The 19295-nt window shown below is 63.8% G+C and carries 17 protein-coding genes and 1 tRNA gene; 9 read left to right on the top strand and 9 right to left on the bottom strand.

Annotated elements, in window-relative coordinates; all coding sequences use genetic code 11:
* Positions 1 to 434: 434 nt before the first annotated feature.
* The 5 genes from YU3_RS40715 to YU3_RS0120485 all read right to left on the bottom strand — a co-directional run bounded on the left by YU3_RS40715 (position 435) and on the right by YU3_RS0120485 (position 2924).
* Entirely contained in the window at positions 435 to 596 is a 162-nt protein-coding gene (locus YU3_RS40715) for a hypothetical protein (RefSeq protein WP_156913539.1), read from the bottom strand.
* The gene (locus tag YU3_RS0120500; RefSeq protein WP_245273573.1) at positions 565 to 1113 is read right to left on the bottom strand and encodes a hypothetical protein; all 549 of its coding nucleotides are present in this window, start codon (positions 1111 to 1113) and stop codon (positions 565 to 567) included. Before YU3_RS0120500 ends, YU3_RS40715 begins: the two co-directional genes overlap by 32 nt.
* A gap of 172 nt (positions 1114 to 1285) precedes the next feature.
* Positions 1286 to 1519 carry a hypothetical protein gene (locus YU3_RS0120495; protein ID WP_027168003.1) on the bottom strand — a complete coding sequence of 78 codons (234 nt, stop codon included), beginning with the start codon at positions 1517 to 1519 and terminating at the stop codon, positions 1286 to 1288.
* Between the two features lie 197 nt (positions 1520 to 1716).
* A tRNA-Gln gene (locus YU3_RS0120490) sits at positions 1717 to 1790 on the bottom strand.
* 201 nt (positions 1791 to 1991) lie between these two features.
* Positions 1992 to 2924 carry a YbhN family protein gene (locus YU3_RS0120485; RefSeq protein WP_027168002.1) on the bottom strand — a complete coding sequence of 311 codons (933 nt, stop codon included), beginning with the start codon at positions 2922 to 2924 and terminating at the stop codon, positions 1992 to 1994.
* 266 nt (positions 2925 to 3190) lie between these two features.
* Here YU3_RS0120485 and YU3_RS0120480 point away from each other — a divergent pair, with 266 nt between their 5' ends.
* Complete coding sequence (locus YU3_RS0120480) at positions 3191 to 4510, top strand: Ppx/GppA phosphatase family protein (protein ID WP_027168001.1); 1320 nt, start codon at positions 3191 to 3193, stop codon at positions 4508 to 4510.
* Entirely contained in the window at positions 4507 to 5202 is a 696-nt protein-coding gene (locus YU3_RS0120475) for an RlmE family RNA methyltransferase (RefSeq protein ID WP_027168000.1), read from the top strand. The genes YU3_RS0120480 and YU3_RS0120475 overlap by 4 nt, the downstream gene beginning before the upstream one ends.
* Positions 5203 to 5398: 196 nt before the next feature.
* On the opposite strand, the gene YU3_RS0120470 is transcribed toward YU3_RS0120475, so the two are convergent.
* Complete coding sequence (locus YU3_RS0120470) at positions 5399 to 6817, bottom strand: MFS transporter (protein WP_027167999.1); 1419 nt, start codon at positions 6815 to 6817, stop codon at positions 5399 to 5401.
* A gap of 297 nt (positions 6818 to 7114) precedes the next feature.
* Here YU3_RS0120470 and guaB point away from each other — a divergent pair, with 297 nt between their 5' ends.
* The 3 genes from guaB to YU3_RS0120455 are packed head-to-tail and all read left to right on the top strand — an operon-like array spanning position 7115 to position 9636.
* Positions 7115 to 8617: an IMP dehydrogenase gene (gene guaB, locus YU3_RS0120465; RefSeq protein WP_027167998.1), complete on the top strand. Its 1503-nt coding sequence runs from the start codon at positions 7115 to 7117 to the stop codon at positions 8615 to 8617.
* Positions 8568 to 9209 (top strand): hypothetical protein, encoded by a 642-nt coding sequence (locus YU3_RS0120460; protein WP_245273572.1) that lies wholly within the window; start codon positions 8568 to 8570, stop codon positions 9207 to 9209. The genes guaB and YU3_RS0120460 overlap by 50 nt, the downstream gene beginning before the upstream one ends.
* Positions 9210 to 9216: 7 nt before the next feature.
* The gene (locus YU3_RS0120455; RefSeq protein ID WP_027167996.1) at positions 9217 to 9636 is read left to right on the top strand and encodes an MAPEG family protein; all 420 of its coding nucleotides are present in this window, start codon (positions 9217 to 9219) and stop codon (positions 9634 to 9636) included.
* Between the two features lie 60 nt (positions 9637 to 9696).
* On the opposite strand, the gene rnd is transcribed toward YU3_RS0120455, so the two are convergent.
* A complete protein-coding gene (gene rnd, locus YU3_RS0120450; RefSeq protein ID WP_027167995.1) occupies positions 9697 to 10848 on the bottom strand; it encodes a ribonuclease D in 1152 nt (383 codons plus the stop codon).
* Between the two features lie 128 nt (positions 10849 to 10976).
* Positions 10977 to 12188, bottom strand: a complete 1212-nt coding sequence (locus YU3_RS36920) for an MFS transporter (RefSeq protein WP_245273571.1) — start codon at positions 12186 to 12188, stop codon at positions 10977 to 10979.
* A gap of 114 nt (positions 12189 to 12302) precedes the next feature.
* Here YU3_RS36920 and YU3_RS0120440 point away from each other — a divergent pair, with 114 nt between their 5' ends.
* Entirely contained in the window at positions 12303 to 13061 is a 759-nt protein-coding gene (locus YU3_RS0120440) for a DeoR/GlpR family DNA-binding transcription regulator (protein ID WP_027167994.1), read from the top strand.
* Between the two features lie 114 nt (positions 13062 to 13175).
* The gene (aspS, locus tag YU3_RS0120435; RefSeq protein ID WP_027167993.1) at positions 13176 to 14969 is read left to right on the top strand and encodes an aspartate--tRNA ligase; all 1794 of its coding nucleotides are present in this window, start codon (positions 13176 to 13178) and stop codon (positions 14967 to 14969) included.
* Positions 14970 to 15203: 234 nt separating this feature from the next.
* Here the strand turns inward: aspS and YU3_RS0120430 are convergent, their stop codons facing one another.
* The gene (locus tag YU3_RS0120430; protein ID WP_027167992.1) at positions 15204 to 16394 is read right to left on the bottom strand and encodes a hypothetical protein; all 1191 of its coding nucleotides are present in this window, start codon (positions 16392 to 16394) and stop codon (positions 15204 to 15206) included.
* 119 nt (positions 16395 to 16513) lie between these two features.
* Here YU3_RS0120430 and YU3_RS40710 point away from each other — a divergent pair, with 119 nt between their 5' ends.
* Together YU3_RS40710 and parC are read left to right on the top strand one after the other, a co-directional pair.
* The gene (locus YU3_RS40710; RefSeq protein WP_156913538.1) at positions 16514 to 16873 is read left to right on the top strand and encodes a hypothetical protein; all 360 of its coding nucleotides are present in this window, start codon (positions 16514 to 16516) and stop codon (positions 16871 to 16873) included.
* Positions 16807 to 19062, top strand: coding sequence for a DNA topoisomerase IV subunit A (gene parC, locus YU3_RS0120420; RefSeq protein WP_027167990.1), 2256 nt, complete (start codon positions 16807 to 16809; stop codon positions 19060 to 19062). Before YU3_RS40710 ends, parC begins: the two co-directional genes overlap by 67 nt.
* Positions 19063 to 19295: the final 233 nt, after the last annotated feature.

Here is a 19295-nt window from a genome sequence, read left to right as displayed (position 1 = left end):
CTTTCACAAGGATTTGCGGCCAATCTGGCCGATCGCCAATCTCTCAGCCACCGGGCTTTCTTTTCGCTTGCCAGCATCCCTTTGCCATCGTCATCGGCGGTCGCTCGGCCTTGCATTGCGGCAATCGCGTAGTCGGCTCTGTTGGTTCGATAGTCTTCTTTTTGCACAGACATCATTTCCTCCCAGTCCGCAGGCGTTGCCCTCCGTTTTGGCCTGGTGGAGGCACTAAGCCGCCGATGTTTCGTGGGTGTCCACCAATTGGGGATTGAGTAAATCGATACACTCCGCCGCGCGCCGGCGGCGGGGCTGTCATGGCTGAGCGACGAATTGCGTTGCAACTTCAATAGGCAGGCGTTTTCGCACGTTGATCATTGCCGGAAAGTTATAAAATACATAATGATTTCAGATATTTAGATCTTACAAACGGGCGGCATCTAGATGGCCTGGTCGGCCAAAGCTTCGGCAGCAATCTGTGCAATGACATCAACTTGCCGCTGAACGATTCCAGTAGCGATCCGATGCCATGACGCCCGTGCGGCGGCGCCGATCCGTGCCTGCGCCGCTTCAGCAAGCTGTTCGCCGCGCGAAATGTTCATAGGTCACGCGCCAAGGATCGCTGTCGGCGGCTCTCTCTTCGCCGATCCAATGAAAGCTGTCGGCTGTGATCTCGGTGAAGCGCCATCGCGCTTGCAGGCCGCGCGAGTCCTCGCCGATCTGGACGATGTCCTTGCCTTCCGCACGTCCGATCTGGCGCGAGTAATCCTGGTTGAGCGGATCGCTCCAGATGATGTGCCAGCCTCCGATCCCGGGATCGAAGATGCGCAAGGTCGTGCCGTACATGGTGGGCGGGGCAGGGCGCCTGGGCCTGATCCAGATGTCCTGAATGGCGCGGCCTTCGAGCACCCAGCCGAAATGGCATTCGCCATCCCAGTTCTGGATTGTGCCATCGTCGAGGTGGTGGACCGTGTCCATTTCCCAGCTGCCGATCAGCCACCCATACAGGGCCATGTCTTCAGCTCGGTCGGCTGGAGGGCCTTCGGACCCGAGAGCGCTGAGAAACGCGGAAATTGTGGTCGTCATGATTTTCTCCAATTGACGGTTGCGCAGCGACAAGACGCTGGAACATTGGCCGCCATGACCGTTGCAGCGTCGCGCGTCGCGGGTTCCGGGTCTTGGGAGAAATTGCTGTAATGCCGGTATGGATGAGCACTTGCGAGGCTGCCAGTGGGCAGTCTCCGACCCTGCCTTCCGCTGAAGCAGCGAACAGCTGTCCAGGACTAACGGTCTACCTGCGCCCCGCCTCGATGATACCAACCATCGCCCGGGTAAATTCGACCATGCTGTTTGCCGTCATAGCCGCATTGTCTGGGGATTGGCCGATATGCTCGGCCGCTCCGCAACATGATCGGCGGAAGCTGTCGTAGTACGGATCTCTCTCATCGTCCGGCAGTTCCGCCAAATTCAGGGCGCGACTATGGATCACGCGCAATAGCTGCGCCAATGCTGTTTCGACACTCATGCGTTTTGCTCCGCATCGGTCGAACGTCTCGGCACACCGAGTGCCGGATCGTCGATCGGGTATATTCCCGATTCGAGCAGGTTGCATTGGAGCCGTTAATATATTGTTGATTGCTAATATGAACGATAGATCAACGGGAATCGGCCGTGCCGGCGATGAACTCACGGTTTAGGTTTGGAAAATGCGCGGAAACCTTTTGGCTGGGGAACCTGGATTCGAACCAGGACTAACGGAGTCAGAGTCCGTGGGTCTACCGTTAACCTATTCCCCAGCAGGCGCGTCTGGTAACGCGCGAAGCGGGCGGCTCATGCACCGCAAGCGCTGCCTTGTAGCCGCCATCCGAAAATAGTCAAGCCCGCAACTGCGTTCAACCGCAGCCTTTTTAAGCCTTCCGATGCATGTCGTCCTCCCAAAACCGCTCCGCACTTTTGGGCGACATGCATTGGCTCTCCCGCGGGTCGGGCGGAAGGCTTCAACTCTCTCCGCGGCTGTATTGTGAGTGCTCGAAATAGAGCACCAGGCCCAGCCCGATCACCAGCGGAATGATGAGATAGAACAGGCGGAACACCAGAAGCGCTGCGAGCACGCCCACCGGATCCATGTCGGAAAGGCCGGTGAGGAAGACGACCTCGAACACGCCAAGCGCGCCCGGCGCATGCGACAGGAGCCCGATCGAGAACGACACCATGAACACGCCGAGCACGACGAAATAGCCGGGATTGCCGGCTTCCGGCAGGGCGAAATAGATGATCGCGGCGGCGGCCAGCAGTTCGACAGGGCCGACCAGCAACTGCCGCGCCACGATCGGCAGCGCCGGGTAGTGCAGTTGGAAGCTGCCGATCTTCAGCGGCCTGAGCCGCAGCCAGCTGCCAAAGGCATAGGCGCCGGCAAGGATGAGCATGGCGAGCCCCGCGGCGAATGCCGCGCCGTGATGCGGTGTGCCCGTGAAACGATCGATGATCTGAGGTTCCAGCAGAAGCACGAGGCCGCCCACGAAAACGCTGGACAGCATGAAGGTAAACCAGCAGATCGCCACCAGCACGCCGACCTCCTGGCCGGTCAGCCCCCTCGTGGCGTAGGCGCGGTAACGGATCACCGCGCCGGAGAACACCGAGCCGCCGATATTGTGCGACACCGCATAGGTGGTGAAGGAGCATAGCGTGACGAACAGCCACGAGACCTTCTTGCCGATATGCAGCAGCGCGATGTGGTCGTAGCCGGCGAGCGAGGCGTAGGCAACGACCGCGCTCAGCGCCGCCAGAACCCAGTCCCGCGTCGGGATGGCGGCGATGCCGATCCAGACATCGTTGAGCGAAATGCCGCGCAGTTCGTGGATGAGCAGCCACAGCGAGAACGCCACGGCCGCAATGCCTATGACCGGCCAGAAATAGCGCCTCCAATTCATGGCGTCGTCATCATGCGTTGCAGCTCATTGGCTTGATGTTGCCCGGACCCTTCCAAACCCTCATTCGAGACATGCCTGATTGAAGCCGGCTATTCAACCTGCAAGACATTGCCCCGACGTGACGCTGGCAAAATAGGACGTTGGCGAAATTAGGCCGTGCGCTCTTGGTGATTGCGAGCGGCGCTGCTAGTCTGTTGCCAACTTGAAACAAATCGAGGTGCCTGCTGCGTCCGTTCCCGGTTCGCGCGGCGCCGGAAGGAACTGAAGTGGAAGACCACGACACCGGCGCGGGCGCGTCGGCAGTGGGCATGTCTGGGGCATCGCCGACGGAATCGGTGGGCCCGCCCGCGGGGCGGTTCAGCCGCCACTCCGGCGCACATGCCAGAGCCGACCACCATAGCGAACAGCCGAACGGCAAGACGCGCAAGCGCCGAAAACGCCGGCGCGGCCGCAAGGTTTTTGCGCGCGACGAGAACGGCGCCGTGCCGCTTGTCGCGCCTGCCGCCAGCCCCGCAAGCCAGCCTCAGGGCGCACAGCCGCGGATTGAGCCAAGGCCGCTGCTCCCGGCCCCGCCGCGTCCGCCGCAGCAGGAATTGCCGGTTTTCGCCGCGCTCGATCTCGGCACCAACAATTGCCGTCTGCTGGTCGCGGTGCCTGGCCGTCACGGCCAGTTCCGCGTCATCGACGCTTTCTCGCGCATCGTCAGGCTGGGCGAGGGGCTGACGGCCAGCGGCCGGCTCAGCCAGGCCGCGATGGACCGCGCGGTCGAGGCGCTGAAGATTTGCGGCGAGAAGCTGCGCAACCGCAAGATCAGGAAAGCCAGGCTGATCGCCACCGAAGCCTGCCGTTCGGCCGCCAACGGTGTCGAATTCCTCGATCGCGTCGAGCGCGAGGCCGGGCTGAAGCTCGAGATCATCGACCGCCAGACCGAGGCCCGCCTTGCCGTTTCCGGCTGCGGCTCGCTGGTCGAGCGCGACACGCAAGGCGTGGTGCTGTTCGACATCGGCGGCGGCTCGTCCGAAATCGCGCTGATCGACCTGACCGGGCGGCGTTCGCCACGGCTGGCCAACCACATCGTGTCGTGGACCTCGCTGCCCGTCGGCGTGGTGTCGCTCGCCGAACGCTTCGGCGGCCGCACGGTGACGCGCGAGACCTTTGCCGCGATGGTCGACGACGTGGCCGCGCGGTTGAAGGTCTTCGATGGCCGCGACCGGCTCGCGCATGTGCTGGCCAGCCCCAACTTCCATCTGCTCGGCACTTCCGGCACGGTGACGACGCTTGCCGGCGTGCATCTCGATCTCGAGCGCTACGACCGCCGCCGCGTCGACGGGCTGTGGATGGACCGCGACAGCGTCGACGGCATGATCGAGCGGCTGATCGGCTGGGATTTCCAGCAGCGTTGCGCCAATCCCTGCATCGGCGCCGACCGCGCCGACCTCGTGCTTGCCGGCTGCGCCATCCTGGAAGCGATCCGCGGTGTTTGGCCGTCGGAGCGGCTGCGCGTCGCCGACCGCGGCCTGCGCGAGGGAATCTTGAGCGAGCTGATGGCCGATGCCGGCGTCTGGCGTGGCGGCGGCCGACCATGACCAAGAAACCGGAAAAACCAGGTTCTGCCAGCATTCGCGTCCTCAAGACCCGGATCAAGAAGAAGAGCGGCCTGAAGGAGTCTTCGCGCCGCTGGCTCGAGCGTCACATGAACGATCCCTATGTGCAGCGCTCCAAGGCCGACGGCTACCGCTCCCGCGCCGCCTACAAGCTGATCGAGATCGACGACAAGCACCATCTTCTGAAGCCCGGCATGAAGGTGATCGACCTCGGTGCGGCCCCCGGCGGCTGGTGCCAGGTGGCGGCCGCGCGGACCAAGTCGACCGCCGAAAACCCGCACGTCGTCGGCATCGACTATCTCGAAATGGACGCGGTGCCGGGAGCGCCGGTGCTGCTCATGGATTTCCTCGATCCCGACGCGCCGCAGAAGCTTGCCGAGGCGCTCGGCGGCCGGCCGGACGTGGTGCTGTCCGATATGGCTGCACCGACCACCGGCCACCGCCGCACCGATCATCTGCGCACCATGTATCTGTGCGAAGTCGCGGCCGATTTCGCCCTGCACGTCCTGAAGCCCGGCGGGCATTTCCTGGCCAAGACATTCCAGGGCGGCGCCGAGAACGAGCTGCTCTCCATGCTCAAGAAGAATTTCCGCTCAGTCCACCATGTCAAGCCGCCGGCTTCGCGGGATGAATCGGTGGAGCTCTATTTGTTGGCGAAGGAGTTCAAGGGGTAGCGCCTTTTGCCTTCTCCCCTTGTGGGAGAAGGTGGCCGCGAAGCGGCCGGATGAGGGGTGTTCCAGGGAACGCTAGCGTCTCACTCCGCTGGACACCCCTCATCCGTCTCGGCGCTCCGCGCCGATCCACCGCCCGGGGGCGAGCCACGGGTCTCGCCCCGTCCTTCGGACCCCACAGGGGGAGAAGGAAAGGCAGCTACTTCCCCGCGCCCACCGTTTCCAGCGTTTTCGGCGCCGTTAACCGGCCATGTCCGGACACCGCATTGCCGGCGTCCGGCGCCAGCCGCATGAAGGTGATCGACGCCACCGCCGAGACCGCTGCCACGATGAAGAAGGCGATGTGGAAGTCGCTCAAGGTCAGCGGACCGCCATGGATAGAGGTCGACACTTCGAGGATGCCGCCGGCCAGCGCCACGCCGAGCGCGATCGACAATTGCTGGAAGACCGCCGTGATCGGCGTCGCCTTGCTGGTGTCGGCGGGCGTGATCTCGGCATAGGAGAGCGCGTTGACGCCGGTGAAGAACATCGAGCGGATAAAGCCGCCGACCAAAAGTATCGCCAGCATCAGCGCGTATGGCGTCTGTGGCGTGAACAGGCCGTAGATGGCGATCGACGCGGCCGCGACCAGCGAGCCCCAGATCAGCACGCGCCGGAAGCCGGCAAGGCGGAAGAGCAGCGCGGTGACGAACTTCATGCCGATGGCGCCGATCGCCGAAACGAAGGTGATCATGCCGGATTGGAACGGCGTCAGCCCGAAACCGATCTGGAACATCAGCGGCAGAAGAAACGGCACCGCGCCGATGCCGACGCGAAACAGCGAGCCGCCGAGCACGGAGGATCGGAAGACCTGGTTGCGGAAAAGCTCCAGCGCCAGCAGCGGGTTCTTGGCGCGGCGGGCATGGAGGAGATAGAGCGCGCCCGCGACCACGCCGACGGCAACGGTGATGAAGCCGGCCATTGGCGGCAGCGCCGGCAGGCTGACGACGGAAAGGCCGAAGACGACGCCGGAAGCGGCGAGCCCGGAGAGCACGAATCCCGGGAAATCAAGCGGCGGCGTCTCGGCCGGCTCGGTTTCCGGCAAGTAACGCGTGGCGAGCCACATCCCGATGAGGCCGATCGGCACGTTGATCAGAAATATCCAGTGCCAGGTGAAATAGGTGGTGATGAAGCCGCCGATCGGCGGACCGACCAGGGGGCCGACCAGCGCCGGCACGGTCAGCCAGGACATTGCTGCGACCAGATCGCTCTTCGGCGTGGCGCGCACCAGCACCAGGCGCCCGACCGGCGTCATCATCGCACCGCCCATGCCTTGCAGGAAACGCGACACCACGAAGGCCGGCAGCGAATTGGCGAAGGTGCAGGCGACCGAGCCGGCGATGAAGACGCCGATCGCGGCGCGAAACACGTTCTTGGCCCCGAACCGGTCCGCCATCCAGCCGCTGATCGGAATGAAGATCGCCAGCGACACCAGATAGGACGTCAGCGCCAGCTTCAGCGCGATCGGGCTGGTGTGGATGTCGACGGCGATCGCCGGCAGCGACGTCGCGATCACGGTCGAATCCATGTTCTCCATGAAAAGTGCGACCGCCAGGATAAGCGGGATGATGCGGTTCAAGGGAAACGCCCTGATTTGTCTTCGCGATTCTAGGCCCGGCTTGGGGGCGAACCGGTGCGACCGGGCGGTTATCACGCCTCGGCCCGGATGTCGCATTAAATTGCTGTCACTTTTGTGCGACCGCAACCCTTGGTGGCTTCAGAATGGCCCAACGCAACACTTTGTGACTGGGTGCAACGATCGACTTTTCAACCGCAACAGGACGTGTTACCAGCCAGCGCCAATCCTGAAAGGGAAGATGAGAGTCGGCGCTGGCCAATCGGCCCAGCGCCTTTTCCGCATTCAAAAGGACTGGCCATGTCAAAAATCATCGAAACGTCCACCGGCGCGCTGGCGCTGACCTTCGACGACGTGCTCTTGCAGCCCGGCCATTCCGAAGTGATGCCGGGCGAGACCGACATCCGCACCCGCATCGCCGGCGATATCGATCTCAACGTGCCGATCCTGTCGGCTGCCATGGACACCGTCACCGAGGCGCGGCTGGCGATCGCCATGGCGCAGGCCGGCGGCATCGGCGTCATCCATCGCAATTTCTCGCCGGCCGAGCAGGCCGAGCAGGTCAGGCAGGTGAAGAAATTCGAATCCGGCATGGTGGTGAACCCGGTCACCATCGGCCCGGACGCAACGCTCGCCGACGCGCTGGCGCTGATGCGTGGCAACAGCATCTCCGGCATTCCGGTGGTCGAGAATGGCGGCATCGGCGGCCACACGGTCGGCCGGCTCGTCGGCATCCTCACCAACCGCGACGTGCGCTTTGCCTCCGATCCGGCGCAGAAGGTCTACGAACTGATGACCCGTGAGAACCTGATCACGGTCAAGGAGAACGTCGATCAGGACGAGGCCAAGCGTCTGCTCCACAAGCACCGAATCGAGAAGCTGGTGGTGGTCGACGGACAAGGCAATTGCGTCGGCCTGATCACCGTCAAGGACATCGAGAAATCGCAGCTCAACCCGCACGCCACCAAGGACGCCCAAGGGCGGCTGCGCGCCGCCGCCGCCACAAGTGTGGGCGATGACGGTTTCGAGCGCGCCGAACGCCTGATCGATGCCGGCGTCGACCTTTTGGTCATCGACACCGCGCACGGCCATTCGCAGCGCGTGCTGGATGCGGTAACCCGGGCGAAGAAGCTGTCCAACTCGGTGCGCATCCTGGCCGGCAATGTCGCCACGGCCGACGGCACGCGGGCGCTCATCGACGCCGGCGCCGACGCCGTCAAGGTCGGCATCGGCCCGGGTTCGATCTGCACGACCAGGATCGTCGCCGGCGTCGGCGTCCCGCAATTGTCGGCGATCATGTCGGCGGTCGAGGCCGCCAGCAAGGCCGGCGTGAGCGTCATTGCCGATGGCGGCATCAAATATTCGGGCGATCTCGCCAAGGCGCTCGCCGCGGGCGCAAGCGCTGCCATGATCGGCTCGCTGCTTGCCGGTACCGACGAGAGCCCGGGTGAGGTCTATCTGCACCAGGGCCGTTCCTTCAAGGCTTACCGCGGCATGGGTTCGGTCGGCGCCATGGCGCGCGGCTCGGCCGATCGCTACTTCCAGGCCGAGGTCCGCGACACGCTGAAACTGGTTCCGGAGGGCATTGAAGGGCAGGTTCCCTACAAAGGACCTGTGGCTGGCGTGCTGCACCAGCTTGCGGGCGGCCTGAAAGCCGCTATGGGTTATGTGGGTGGACGTGATCTTGCAGATTTCCGCGAGCGCGCCACTTTTGTGCGCATATCCAACGCCGGACTTCGTGAAAGCCACGCCCATGACGTCACGATCACCCGCGAAAGCCCCAATTACCCAGGCGGACTTTGATCGGCAGGCCGATCGGCCCGACCGCAAGGGGCTGTGGCGTGGCTTGAGCGTGGCGGTGCTGCGGCTGTCGCGGCACGCGGCGGCGCTCTCCGTCGCCTCCATTGCGCTTTTCCTCGTCATGACGGCGCTGGAGTTCCTCTATTTCCAGCGCTTGAGCGGCGGGCTCTTCTCGCTCGACATGCGCGTCGCCGGCTTCACGCCCGATGAAGGCATGGCGTGGCTGACCGCGCTCGGCCGGCGCGGCGGCGAGATCATCATCGTCTGGCACTACCTGACCTTCGACCTCTTGTTCCCGGCGCTGCTGTCGCTGACGCTGGTCAGCCTCATCGTTGCTTTCGGGCGGCGGCTCAGCACGTTCCGAGCCATGCCGGCGCAGTTGCAGGCATTGTTCTCTCTGGTGCTGGTGCTTCCCTATACGGTCGCCGACTACGCCCAGAATTTTGCCCTGGCGCGGCTGCTCTCGGATTTCCAGCTGGCCAATCCCGATTCGCTGGCTTTCGCCTCTTCGCTGACAGTCACCAAATTCGCGTTGCTGGCGATCCCGGTCTTCGTCATCGCGGTCTTTGCGCTGGCCGTGCAGCGGCAGCGCTGAGCAGTAAATGCGCCAGACCGCCATCTTCTGGCCGATGCTGGCGCATGTGCTCCTGGTCTATATCGTCTATCTGGTGATGCTGAAGCGGCGTTATGGGGCCGTGAAGTCGGGCGAGGCCAAGGTCGGCCAGTACAGGGTCCGCTCGACCGAGCCGGCTTCGAGCGTCACGGTCGCCAACAATCTGATCAACCAGTTCGAGCTGCCGGTTCTCTTCCACGTGCTCTGCCTGGCGCTGTTCGTCACCAATGGCGTGAACTACCTGACGCTGGCGTTGATGTGGCTCTTCATAGTCACACGCTATGTCCACGCCTGGGTGCATCTCGACAGAAACTATATGCTACACCGCAGCCTCGCCTTCTTCCTCGGCGCGGGCATACTTCTCATCGCCTGGATCTGGTTCGCGCTGCACCTGCTCGGGGCGGTGTAACGGCGCCCTTTCCCTTCCCCCTGCGGGAGAAGGTGGCCGCGAAGCGGCCGGATGAGGGCGCTAAAGATCGAACACCGCGATCCTGCGTTTGTCGAATTTGATGCCGATCTCGCCGCGCACCAGCTTTAGCGCCTGCTCGCCGAAAACGGCGCGCCGCCAGCCTTGCAGCGCCGGCACGTCGGCTTCGTCGCCCTCGGCCGCTATGCGGTCGATATCGTCGCTGGAGGCTAGCACCTTGGCGGCGACGCCTTCCTTCTCGGCGACGATTCTGAGCAGCACCTTGAGCAGCTCGGCCGCCGCGCTCGATCCCTCGGGCGGCTGCACGCTTTTCGGCAGTTTCGGCATGGCGTCCTTGGGCAAGGCAAGCGCGGCGTTGACCGCGCCAAGCAGCGCGGTTGCCGTCGCGGAGCGTTCCCAGCCTTTCGGCGTCGTGCGCAGCTTGCCGAGGCCGGCTATGTCGCGCGGCGCCTGCTGCGCGATCTCGTAGATCGCGTCGTCCTTGAGCACGCGGCCGCGCGGCACGTCGCGTTCGCGTGCCTCGCGCTCGCGCCAGGCGGCCACCGCCTGCACGATCGCCAGCTCCTGCGGCTTGCGCAGTCGCATCTTCAGCCGCTTCCAGGCGTCCTCGGGATGCGGATCGTAGGTCTCGCGCGAGGTCAGCACCTCCATCTCCTCGTTCAGCCAATGGGCGCGGTCCTCGCGCTTCAGTTCGGCGCTGAGATGCTGGTAGACCTGGATCAGGTGGGTGACGTCGGCGAGCGCATATTCGAGCTGCTTGTCGGAAAGCGGCCGGTGCCGCCAGTCGGTGAAGCGCGAGGATTTGTCTAGCCGGGCTCCGGTGACCTTCTGGACGAGCTGGTCATAGGAAACGCTGTCGCCAAAGCCGCAGACCATCGCCGCCACCTGTGTGTCGAACACCGGATGCGGCACCAGGTCGCCGAGATGGACGACGATTTCGATGTCCTGGCGCGCCGCGTGGAAGACCTTCAGCACCGCTTCATTGGCCATGAGCCGAAAAAACGGTTTCAGGTCGATGCCGGGCGACAACGGATCGATAAGCGCCTCAATCCCAGGCGCGGCGATCTGGATCAGGCAGAGGATAGGCCAGAAGGTCGTCTCGCGGATGAATTCGGTATCGACGGTAACGAATTCCGACTTTTCGAACGCCGCGACGACGCTCTCGAGTTCTTCTTGTGTGGTAATGACCTGCATCAAATCGCTTTTGGCACAATATTAGGCCTCTTTCAATTTCAGCCGCGCGCGCCTTCGTCAAGCGCCGCAACGTCTTCACGCACCGCTACTTTCGCGCGATGGCGATATCCGAGGGCCTGACAGGATGTTCAGGCCTCGCCGACCGGCGTCTCCACCCGTCGCCTTGCGAGATCCGCGACTTCGGCTGATGGCCGCCGGCCGAGCGCACCGGCGGTGGCCAGGCCGAGCAGGATGAACGGTATGCCGATGCCATAGGCCGAGCGGATACCCCAATGATCCGACACGAAGCCGAGCAGCGGCGGGCCGAGCAGGAAGGCGACGAAGGAGATTTGCGACAAAGCCGCGACATTGATCGCCGCAGGACGGTCGGTGCGTTGCGCCGCCGCCGAGATCGCCAGCGGGAAGATGGCGCTGCTGCCGATGCCCAGAAGCGCGAAGCCCAGCATCGACATGAAGGGCAGGGGCGAGAAGAAGACGACGACCACGCCGACAACCATTGTCGCCAACAGCACGCGCGCCACGCCGCTCGGTGAGTGGCGGTCGACAAAGGAATCGGCGAAGAAGCGTGTCGTCGCCTGCGAGAAGGCGAACAGCGCCACTGTTATCCCGGCAACGAACGGGCCCGATTCGAATACCGTGCGCATGTAGATCGCCGACCAGTCCATGCTGGCGCCTTCCATCAGCATTGCCGACAGCGTCACCGCGACGAGGACGAGGATCGGCAGCGTCGGCCGGGCAAACATCGGCGGTTTGTCGCCGGTCGCGGCGAAACGGGCGGGCGCCGGTTCGAAGCGGCCGAGGAACAGCGCCATCGCAACCGCAACCATCGGCACGACCAGCGCCAGATGCAATTGCGGCGACAGGCCGAGATGCGCCAGCGCGCCGCCGAACAGGCCGGCGCCGAAGAAGCCGATGCTCCAGAACGAATGCGCCCGGTTCATGATGCGGCGCTGGAGCAGGAACTCGGTTCTGTCGGCCTCGACATTCAAGATGATTTCAATGCTGCCGATCATCAGTCCGACCGGGAGCAGCATCAAGAATAAGGCGGCCGGGCCGGGCGCGTGCACCGCGACGGCATAGACGAGAGCAAGCAGCGGCACCAGTGAGAGCAGCGCGCGGCGAAAGCCGACACGTTCCAGGATCGGCGTCGCCAGCGTCAGCGCGATCAGGGTGCCGATCGGCGTCCCGATCAGGGCTAGGCCGAGCGTGCCGTCCTCGATCTCCATGGCGCGCTTGATGTCAGGCAGGCGCGGGAAGATGTTGCCCATGGCAAAGGAATAGATCGCGAAGCCGGCATAGACGCGGTGCTGGGGGGCGAGTTTCAGGCCAAGGGTCATCATAGGCAATCCAACAGGGAGATTTCGGCGAGCAGCCCTCTCGGGTCCGCTCATACTCTGTTTCTTGCATGAACAGGCAAAACATGCAAGAATGTGCACAAATAAATAGGATCGTGCATGCTCACCGAAGAACGGCACCAGCTCATTCGCAACCAGCTTGCGGCGGACGGAAAGGTGCTGGCCGGCGAGCTCGCCAGCCGTTTCGGTGTCTCGGAAGACACGGTGCGCCGAGATTTGCGGGAACTGGCGAAGGCCGGGCAGTTGCGCAGGGTCTATGGCGGCGCGGTCGCATCGGCGCCCTTTGCCGCGGCGACGCTAAGCCAGCGCAGCGGTCATGCGGTCGAGGAAAAAACGCGCCTGGCAAAGGCGGCAGTGGGGCTGCTCGTGGCCGGGCAGTCGCTGTTCATCGACGGCGGCACGACCAACGAGGCGATCGCCAGGGCGATCCCGCGTGACATCGAACTGACCGTCGCCACCAATTCGCTGGGCGTCGCCTCGGCTCTCACGGATCGTCCCCTGGTCAAGCTGATCGTGCTCGGCGGCCGCTATGTGCCCGATCTCGGCACCTGCGTCGGCGCCGATACGCTCGCCGCCGTGGCTCAGCTCGGCGCCGATCTGTTCTTTCTGGGATCCTGCGGGCTGGATGTTGCGCGCGGCGTCACCGCTTTCGATTCGGCCGAAGCCGAAGTGAAACGCGCCATGGCGAAAAACAGCGGGGGCATCGTGATTGCCGTCACCAACGACAAACTTGCCACCGCGGCGCCGTATCGCGTGGCGGGGGCGGAGGCGATCCGCCATCTTGTGGTGGAAAAGACCGCGCCTCCTGCCACGCTCGCCGACTTCCAAAGCCAGGGTGCGCAAATCCATTTTGCCTGATCGGCCGAAGCGGCGCGTCTGTGTGACCGCTTGCCTTGACAAAGCCAGCCTCTCATGCGCTTTTCGCGCCAATTTTCGAGCCGGGCTGATGCCCGCAATTTCCGGACTTTACCCATGACCACGCATCGTTACCGCAGCCACACCTGTGCCCAGTTGAGAAAGAGCGACGTCGGCAATTCCGTCCGCCTGTCGGGCTGGGTGCATCGCGTGCGCGACCATGGTGGGCTGCTCTTCATCGACCTGCGCGACCACTACGGCCTGACCCAGATCGTCGCCGATCCGGATTCGCCGGCCTTCAAGGTCGCCGAGACCGTGCGCGGCGAATGGGTGATCCGCGTCGATGGCGAGGTCAAGGCGCGGCTGGCGGAAACCGCCAATCCGAACCTGCCGACTGGCGAGATCGAGATTTTCGCGCGCGAGATCGAGGTGCTGTCGGCGGCCAAGGAACTGCCGCTGCCGGTGTTCGGCGAGCCGGATTATCCGGAAGATATCCGCCTGAAATACCGTTTCCTCGACCTGCGCCGCGAGACGCTGCACAAGAATATCGTGGCGCGCACGAAGATCATCGCCGAGATGCGCAAGCGCATGGACGAGGTCGGTTTCACCGAATTCTCGACGCCGATCCTGACGGCATCCTCGCCGGAAGGCGCGCGCGACTTCCTTGTGCCCTCACGCATCCATCCCGGCACCTTCTACGCGCTGCCGCAAGCACCGCAGCAGTACAAGCAGCTGATCATGGTCTCCGGTTTCGACCGCTATTTCCAGATCGCGCCCTGCTTCCGCGACGAGGATCCGCGCGCCGACCGCCTGCCGGGTGAATTCTATCAGCTCGACCTCGAGATGAGCTTCGTCGAGCAGGACGATGTGCTCTCCACCATGGAGCCGGTGCTTCGCGGCGTCTTCGAGACCTTTGCCGCCGGCAAGCCGGTGACCCAGAAGTTCCGCCGCATTCCCTATGACGAGGCAATGCGCACCTACGGCACCGACAAGCCGGACCTGCGCAACCCGATCGAGATGCAGGCGGTCTCGGATCATTTCCGCGACTCCGGCTTCAAGGTGTTCGCCAACATCCTGGCCAACGATCCGAAGGCCGAGGTCTGGGCCATTCCGGCCAAGACCGGCGGCAGCCGCGCCTTCTGCGACCGCATGAACTCCTGGGCGCAAAGCGAGGGCCAGCCGGGACTGGGCTACATCTTTTGGCGCAAGGAGGGCGACAAGCTCGAAGGCGCCGGCCCGCTAGCCAAGAACATCGGCGAGGAGCGCACCGAAGCGGTCCGCCAGCAGCTCGGCCTTGCCGATGGCGATGCCGCCTTCTTCGTCGCCGGCGACCCGAAGAAGTTCGTCTCCTTCGCGGGCGCCGCTCGTACGCGTGCAGGTGAGGAGCTGAACCTCGTCGACCGCGAGCGGTTCGAACTCTGCTGGATCGTCGACTTCCCGTTCTTCGAATGGAACGAGGACGAGAAGAAGATCGACTTTGCCCACAATCCGTTCTCGATGCCGCAGGGCGGCATCGACGCGCTGAACGGCCAGGAACCGCTCGGCATCAAGGCCTTCCAATACGACATGGTCTGCAACGGCTTCGAGATTGCGTCCGGCGGCATCCGCAACCATCTACCGGAGACCATGGTCAAGGCCTTCGAGATGGTCGGCCTGGACCGCGCGACGGTAGAAGAGCGCTTCGGCGGCCTCTATCGCGCCTTCCAGTATGGCGCGCCGCCACATGGCGGCATGGCGGCAGGCATCGACCGCGTCGTCATGCTGCTCGTCGGCGCCAAGAACCTGCGCGAGGTCACCATGTTCCCGATGAATCAGCAGGCCTACGACCTGCTGATGAGCGCGCCTTCGGAAGCGACCCCGCAGCAGCTGCGCGAGCTGTCGCTGCGTGTTGCGGTGACGAAGAAGGACTGACAGCAGCGCTGCAACTGCCATTTCTCCCCGTCGCTATACGGGGAGAAATGTCCGGTAGGACAATGAGGGGCAGCGCGGGTGCTGGCGATTTGCGAGCGGGCGTAGCAACTGAGGCCTTCTGACAGGCAATCGGTTCAGCATCGAATTTCATATTCGCAAGCGTCGGCGCTGCCCCTCATCCGCCTGCCGGCACCTTCTCCCCGTATAGCGACGGGGAGAAGGCAGCTAATTCGATCAGTCCTGGTTCGCCTTGACCTTGACGCCGAGCGTCTTGGGCAGGTCGAGCGGGTTGGACATCGCGCCGGCCATGATCAGCGCGAACGGCACCGACGACGGCGGCTCGGCCGAGATTTCCAGGCTCTTCGGATCGTCGAGGAAGCTGTTGACCGCCGTCGAGACTTCCGCCGTCAGCTCGGGATTGTTGAGCTGCGCCATGCCGAACGGCACGATCGCCTTGGCCTGGTTGGCGACGTCCTTGCCCGACATGCCCTGCTGCTTGCCGACATAGTCGAGCACCTTGCCGGTCAGCGAATCGTCCTCGAAGCGCACCGACGCGCCGTTGAAGGAAAGCTGCTGCATCAGGCCGAGCATGGCCATGCCCTGCGCCGATTTGTCGGCACCTTCCGGCTGGGCGGCGAGCTTCTTCTGCATCTCCTGCATCGACTTGATGAAGTCGATCGTGTAGCCGCCGAGGTTGAAGGTCATGCCAAGCGTGCCGGCATTCTCGACCGAGATGTCATATTTCGACAGCTCCATCTTGCCGTCGCTCGGCTGCCAGCTGCCTGCCATGTCGATATTGCCCGAGATGTTCTGGTAGCCGAGTGCCTCGATCGCTTCCTTCGACTTGGGGTCGTCGACCAGCGACAGGTCGGCGGTGAATTTTTCGGTGTTGGCGGTGAAGTCCATCGCCTTGCCGTCGGCCGGCGGGGTGATCTGGACGGCAAGCCCGTCCATCGCGAACGCCGTCTTGTCGCCGACCTTGACCGTCATGTTGGACAGCTCGGCCGACTTGTACATCATCAGCGAGCCGAGCGGGTCGGTGCCGCCTTCGGCCGGAACCTTCATGTCATGGATGACGACGGGGCTGAGGTTGAGCGTCACGCCGTCCTTGCTGTGTTCGAAAGGCGAGGTCGAGATGGTGGCGATCTCGTAGCCGCCATTGGCCTCGGTGACCCCTTCCAGCTTAACGTCGCCGATCGCCAGCGCTTCCTTCTCTGCCGCCGGCTTGATGGAAACACCCTGCAGCACGGCGTTGGAATCGTCGCCGGAGGCTCCGGTCCAGGAAATGTCGACGCCCTGGGCTGCGAGGGTTGCCTTGATACGCTCGGCCACCGCCGGGTCGGCGGCAAATGCCGTATTGAGCGGCAGCGTCAGCAGAAAGGTCGAAAAGGCCAGTTTCTTGAGCATCGAGCGTTGGATTGTCATGGCGAGTTCCCTGTCCTGATTTGGCTATGATGAAATTGTTTTGAAACCTGATCCATCACCATTCCGTGACGAACGGGACCGGAAGAAGGCATTTCCCGGCACATTTGTCGAAAATGGCGATGAAAAGCAAACGCCGGTCGGCAGCCATCGCCCGATGCGGTGAATTTGTCATGAAGACCGCGGCCCTCCGCCAGCGCGTTGCATGCCAGATAGAAGCCGCGTGTAACAGGTTGATGTTGTCCGGCGTCATGGTGCCGCCCCGCCTGTTGCAGACCGGCGGCAAATTGCAGCCGCCGCCGCGCCGCTTCCGTGAAATCCTTCACATCGCCGATCGCGCCTTTGCTGCCGCGACGAATGCGCCGACGTTCACGCGGCGCTTGCCGCGAATCATCCGCTCGGCTAGTCCAAATCCATGGGAAAAAGGCTTTTGCCGCCTGATGACAATGGCGGCGGCGACAAAATCGAACCGGTCGATCTGAAAGAAGCGCTCGAGCGGCGCTATCTTGCTTACGCGCTGTCGACCATCATGCACCGGGCACTGCCGGATGTGCGCGACGGGCTGAAGCCGGTCCATCGCCGCATCATGCACGCCATGCGGCTGCTGCGGCTCAACCCCGACCAGGGCTTCGCCAAATGCGCCCGCATCGTCGGCGACGTGATGGGTAAGTTCCATCCGCATGGCGACCAGTCGATCTACGACGCCCTGGTGCGCCTGGCGCAGGAATTCTCGATGCGCTACCCGCTGGTCGACGGGCAGGGCAATTTCGGCAACATCGACGGCGATAACGCTGCCGCCATGCGCTACACCGAAGCGCGCATGACCGAGGTGGCGACCGAGCTGCTTGCCGGCATCACCGAGGACGCCGTCGATTTTCGCCCGACCTACAATGAAGAGGACGAGGAGCCGTCCGTTCTCCCGGGCGCCTTCCCGAACCTGCTCGCCAACGGTTCCTCCGGCATTGCGGTCGGCATGGCGACCTCCATCCCGCCGCACAACGCCGCCGAGCTTTGTGATGCTGCGCTGCATCTGATCGACCATCGGGAAGCGCCGGTGGCAAAGCTGATGGATTTCGTCCAAGGACCGGATTTCCCGACCGGCGGCATCATCGTCGACAGCCGCGCCTCGATCCTCGAGGCCTATGAGACGGGCCGCGGCGGCTTTCGCGTGCGCTCCAAATGGGGCCAGGAAGACCAGGGCAGGGGCACCTGGAGCATCGTCGTCACCGAGATCCCTTACGGCGTGCAGAAGGCCAGGCTGATCGAGAAGATCGCGGAGCTTTTGATGGCGCGCAAGCTGCCGCTGCTCGAAGACATCCGCGACGAGAGCGCGGAGGACATCCGCGTCGTGCTGGTGCCGAAGAGCCGTACCGTCGATCCCGGCCTGCTGATGGAATCGCTGTTCAAGCTCACCGAGCTCGAAAGCCGCTTCCCGCTCAACATGAACGTGCTGTCGCGCGGCAAGGTGCCGAACGTGCTGTCGCTGAAAGGCGTGCTGAAGGAGTGGCTCGACCACCGCCGCGAGGTTTTGATCCGCCGCTCGAAATACCGGCTCGGCGAGATCGAGAAGCGGCTGGAAATCCTCGCCGGCTACCTGATCGCCTATCTCAACATCGACGAGGTCATCAGGATCATCCGCGAGGAGGATGAACCCAAGCAGGTGATGATGGCCCGCTGGTCGCTCACCGACAACCAGGCCGAAGCCATCCTCAACATGCGCCTGCGTGCTTTGCGCAAGCTCGAGGAGTTCGAGATCCGCAAGGAATTCGATGGCCTCACCGAGGAGAAGAAGCAGATCGAGGCTCTGCTGGCTTCCGATGCCAAGCAATGGACGACGATCCGTTGGGAAGTCACCAAGGTCCGCGACAAATTCGGCCCCGAGACCGAGCTCGGCAAGCGCCGCACCCAGTTCGCCGATGCGCCGGAGCATGACCTGACCGACATCGCGCACGCCATGATCGAGCGCGAGCCGGTCACCGTCGTGGTGTCGGAAAAGGGCTGGCTGCGCGCCATGAAGGGCCACCTGACCGATTACGCGCAGCTCACCTTCAAGGAAGGCGACAGCCTGAAGCTTGCCTTCCATGCCCAGACCACGGACAAGATCCTGGTCTTCACCACCGGCGGCAAGTTCTACACCATCGGCGCCGACCGGCTGCCGGGCGGGCGCGGCCATGGCGAGCCGATCCGCATCATCGTCGACATGGAGAACGATCAGGACATCGTCACCGCCTTTGTCCACGATCCCAAGCGCAAGCTGCTGCTCGTCTCCTACGACGCCAACGGCTTTGTCGTTTCGGAGGAAGAGGTCGTCGCCAACACCCGCAAGGGCAAGCAGGTGATGAACGTCAAGGCGCCGGACGAGGCCAAGCGCTGCATCCCGGTCTCGGGCGACCATCTCGCCATCGTCGGCGAGAACCGCAAGATGCTGGTCTTCCCGTTGGCCGAAATCCCGGAAATGGCGCGCGGCAAGGGCGTGCGCCTGCAGAAATACAAGGACGGCGGCGTGCTGGACCTGAAGACTTTCACGATTGCCGCCGGGCTCTCCTGGCAGGATTCGGCCGACCGCACCTTCGTCAAGTCGCGCGAGGAACTGGCCGAGTGGCTCGGGGCGCGCGCCGCCGCCGGCCGCATGGTGCCGAAGGGATTCCCGCGGACGGGCAAGTTCGGGTAGCGCGGCGTTCCCTTCTCCCCTTGTGGGAGAAGGTGTCGCCGGAGGCGCGGGGTGTTCCAGGGAACGCCGACGTCTCACTCCGCTGGAGCACCCCTCATCCGTCTCGACGCTGCGCGCCGATCCACCTTCTCCCGCAAGGGGAGAAGGAAAAGGCGCTATTTGGACTATCGTCACGATTGCTGCACTATCATCGTGCATAGCATCCATTGAACCATCGGGCAGGGGAGAAACGC

Origin of the sequence: Mesorhizobium sp. WSM3224 (genome assembly GCF_000427725.1) — a bacterium.
In the GTDB taxonomy this organism is placed as follows: domain Bacteria; phylum Pseudomonadota; class Alphaproteobacteria; order Rhizobiales; family Rhizobiaceae; genus Mesorhizobium.
This window is presented reverse-complemented; position numbering and strand designations above follow the sequence as displayed.

Coding starts and splice junctions, on each gene's coding strand:
- YU3_RS40715 (WP_156913539.1), bottom strand. CDS start 596: ATGAACATTTCGCGCGGCGAACAGCTTGCTGAAGCGGCGCAGGCACGG.
- YU3_RS0120495 (WP_027168003.1), bottom strand. CDS start 1,519: ATGAGTGTCGAAACAGCATTGGCGCAGCTATTGCGCGTGATCCATAGT.
- YU3_RS0120485 (WP_027168002.1), bottom strand. CDS start 2,924: ATGAATTGGAGGCGCTATTTCTGGCCGGTCATAGGCATTGCGGCCGTG.
- YU3_RS0120475 (WP_027168000.1), top strand. CDS start 4,507: ATGACCAAGAAACCGGAAAAACCAGGTTCTGCCAGCATTCGCGTCCTC.
- guaB (WP_027167998.1), top strand. CDS start 7,115: ATGTCAAAAATCATCGAAACGTCCACCGGCGCGCTGGCGCTGACCTTC.
- YU3_RS0120460 (WP_245273572.1), top strand. CDS start 8,568: ATGACGTCACGATCACCCGCGAAAGCCCCAATTACCCAGGCGGACTTT.
- YU3_RS0120455 (WP_027167996.1), top strand. CDS start 9,217: ATGCGCCAGACCGCCATCTTCTGGCCGATGCTGGCGCATGTGCTCCTG.
- rnd (WP_027167995.1), bottom strand. CDS start 10,848: ATGCAGGTCATTACCACACAAGAAGAACTCGAGAGCGTCGTCGCGGCG.
- YU3_RS36920 (WP_245273571.1), bottom strand. CDS start 12,188: ATGATGACCCTTGGCCTGAAACTCGCCCCCCAGCACCGCGTCTATGCC.
- YU3_RS0120440 (WP_027167994.1), top strand. CDS start 12,303: ATGCTCACCGAAGAACGGCACCAGCTCATTCGCAACCAGCTTGCGGCG.
- aspS (WP_027167993.1), top strand. CDS start 13,176: ATGACCACGCATCGTTACCGCAGCCACACCTGTGCCCAGTTGAGAAAG.
- YU3_RS0120430 (WP_027167992.1), bottom strand. CDS start 16,394: ATGACAATCCAACGCTCGATGCTCAAGAAACTGGCCTTTTCGACCTTT.
- YU3_RS40710 (WP_156913538.1), top strand. CDS start 16,514: ATGAAAAGCAAACGCCGGTCGGCAGCCATCGCCCGATGCGGTGAATTT.
- parC (WP_027167990.1), top strand. CDS start 16,807: ATGGGAAAAAGGCTTTTGCCGCCTGATGACAATGGCGGCGGCGACAAA.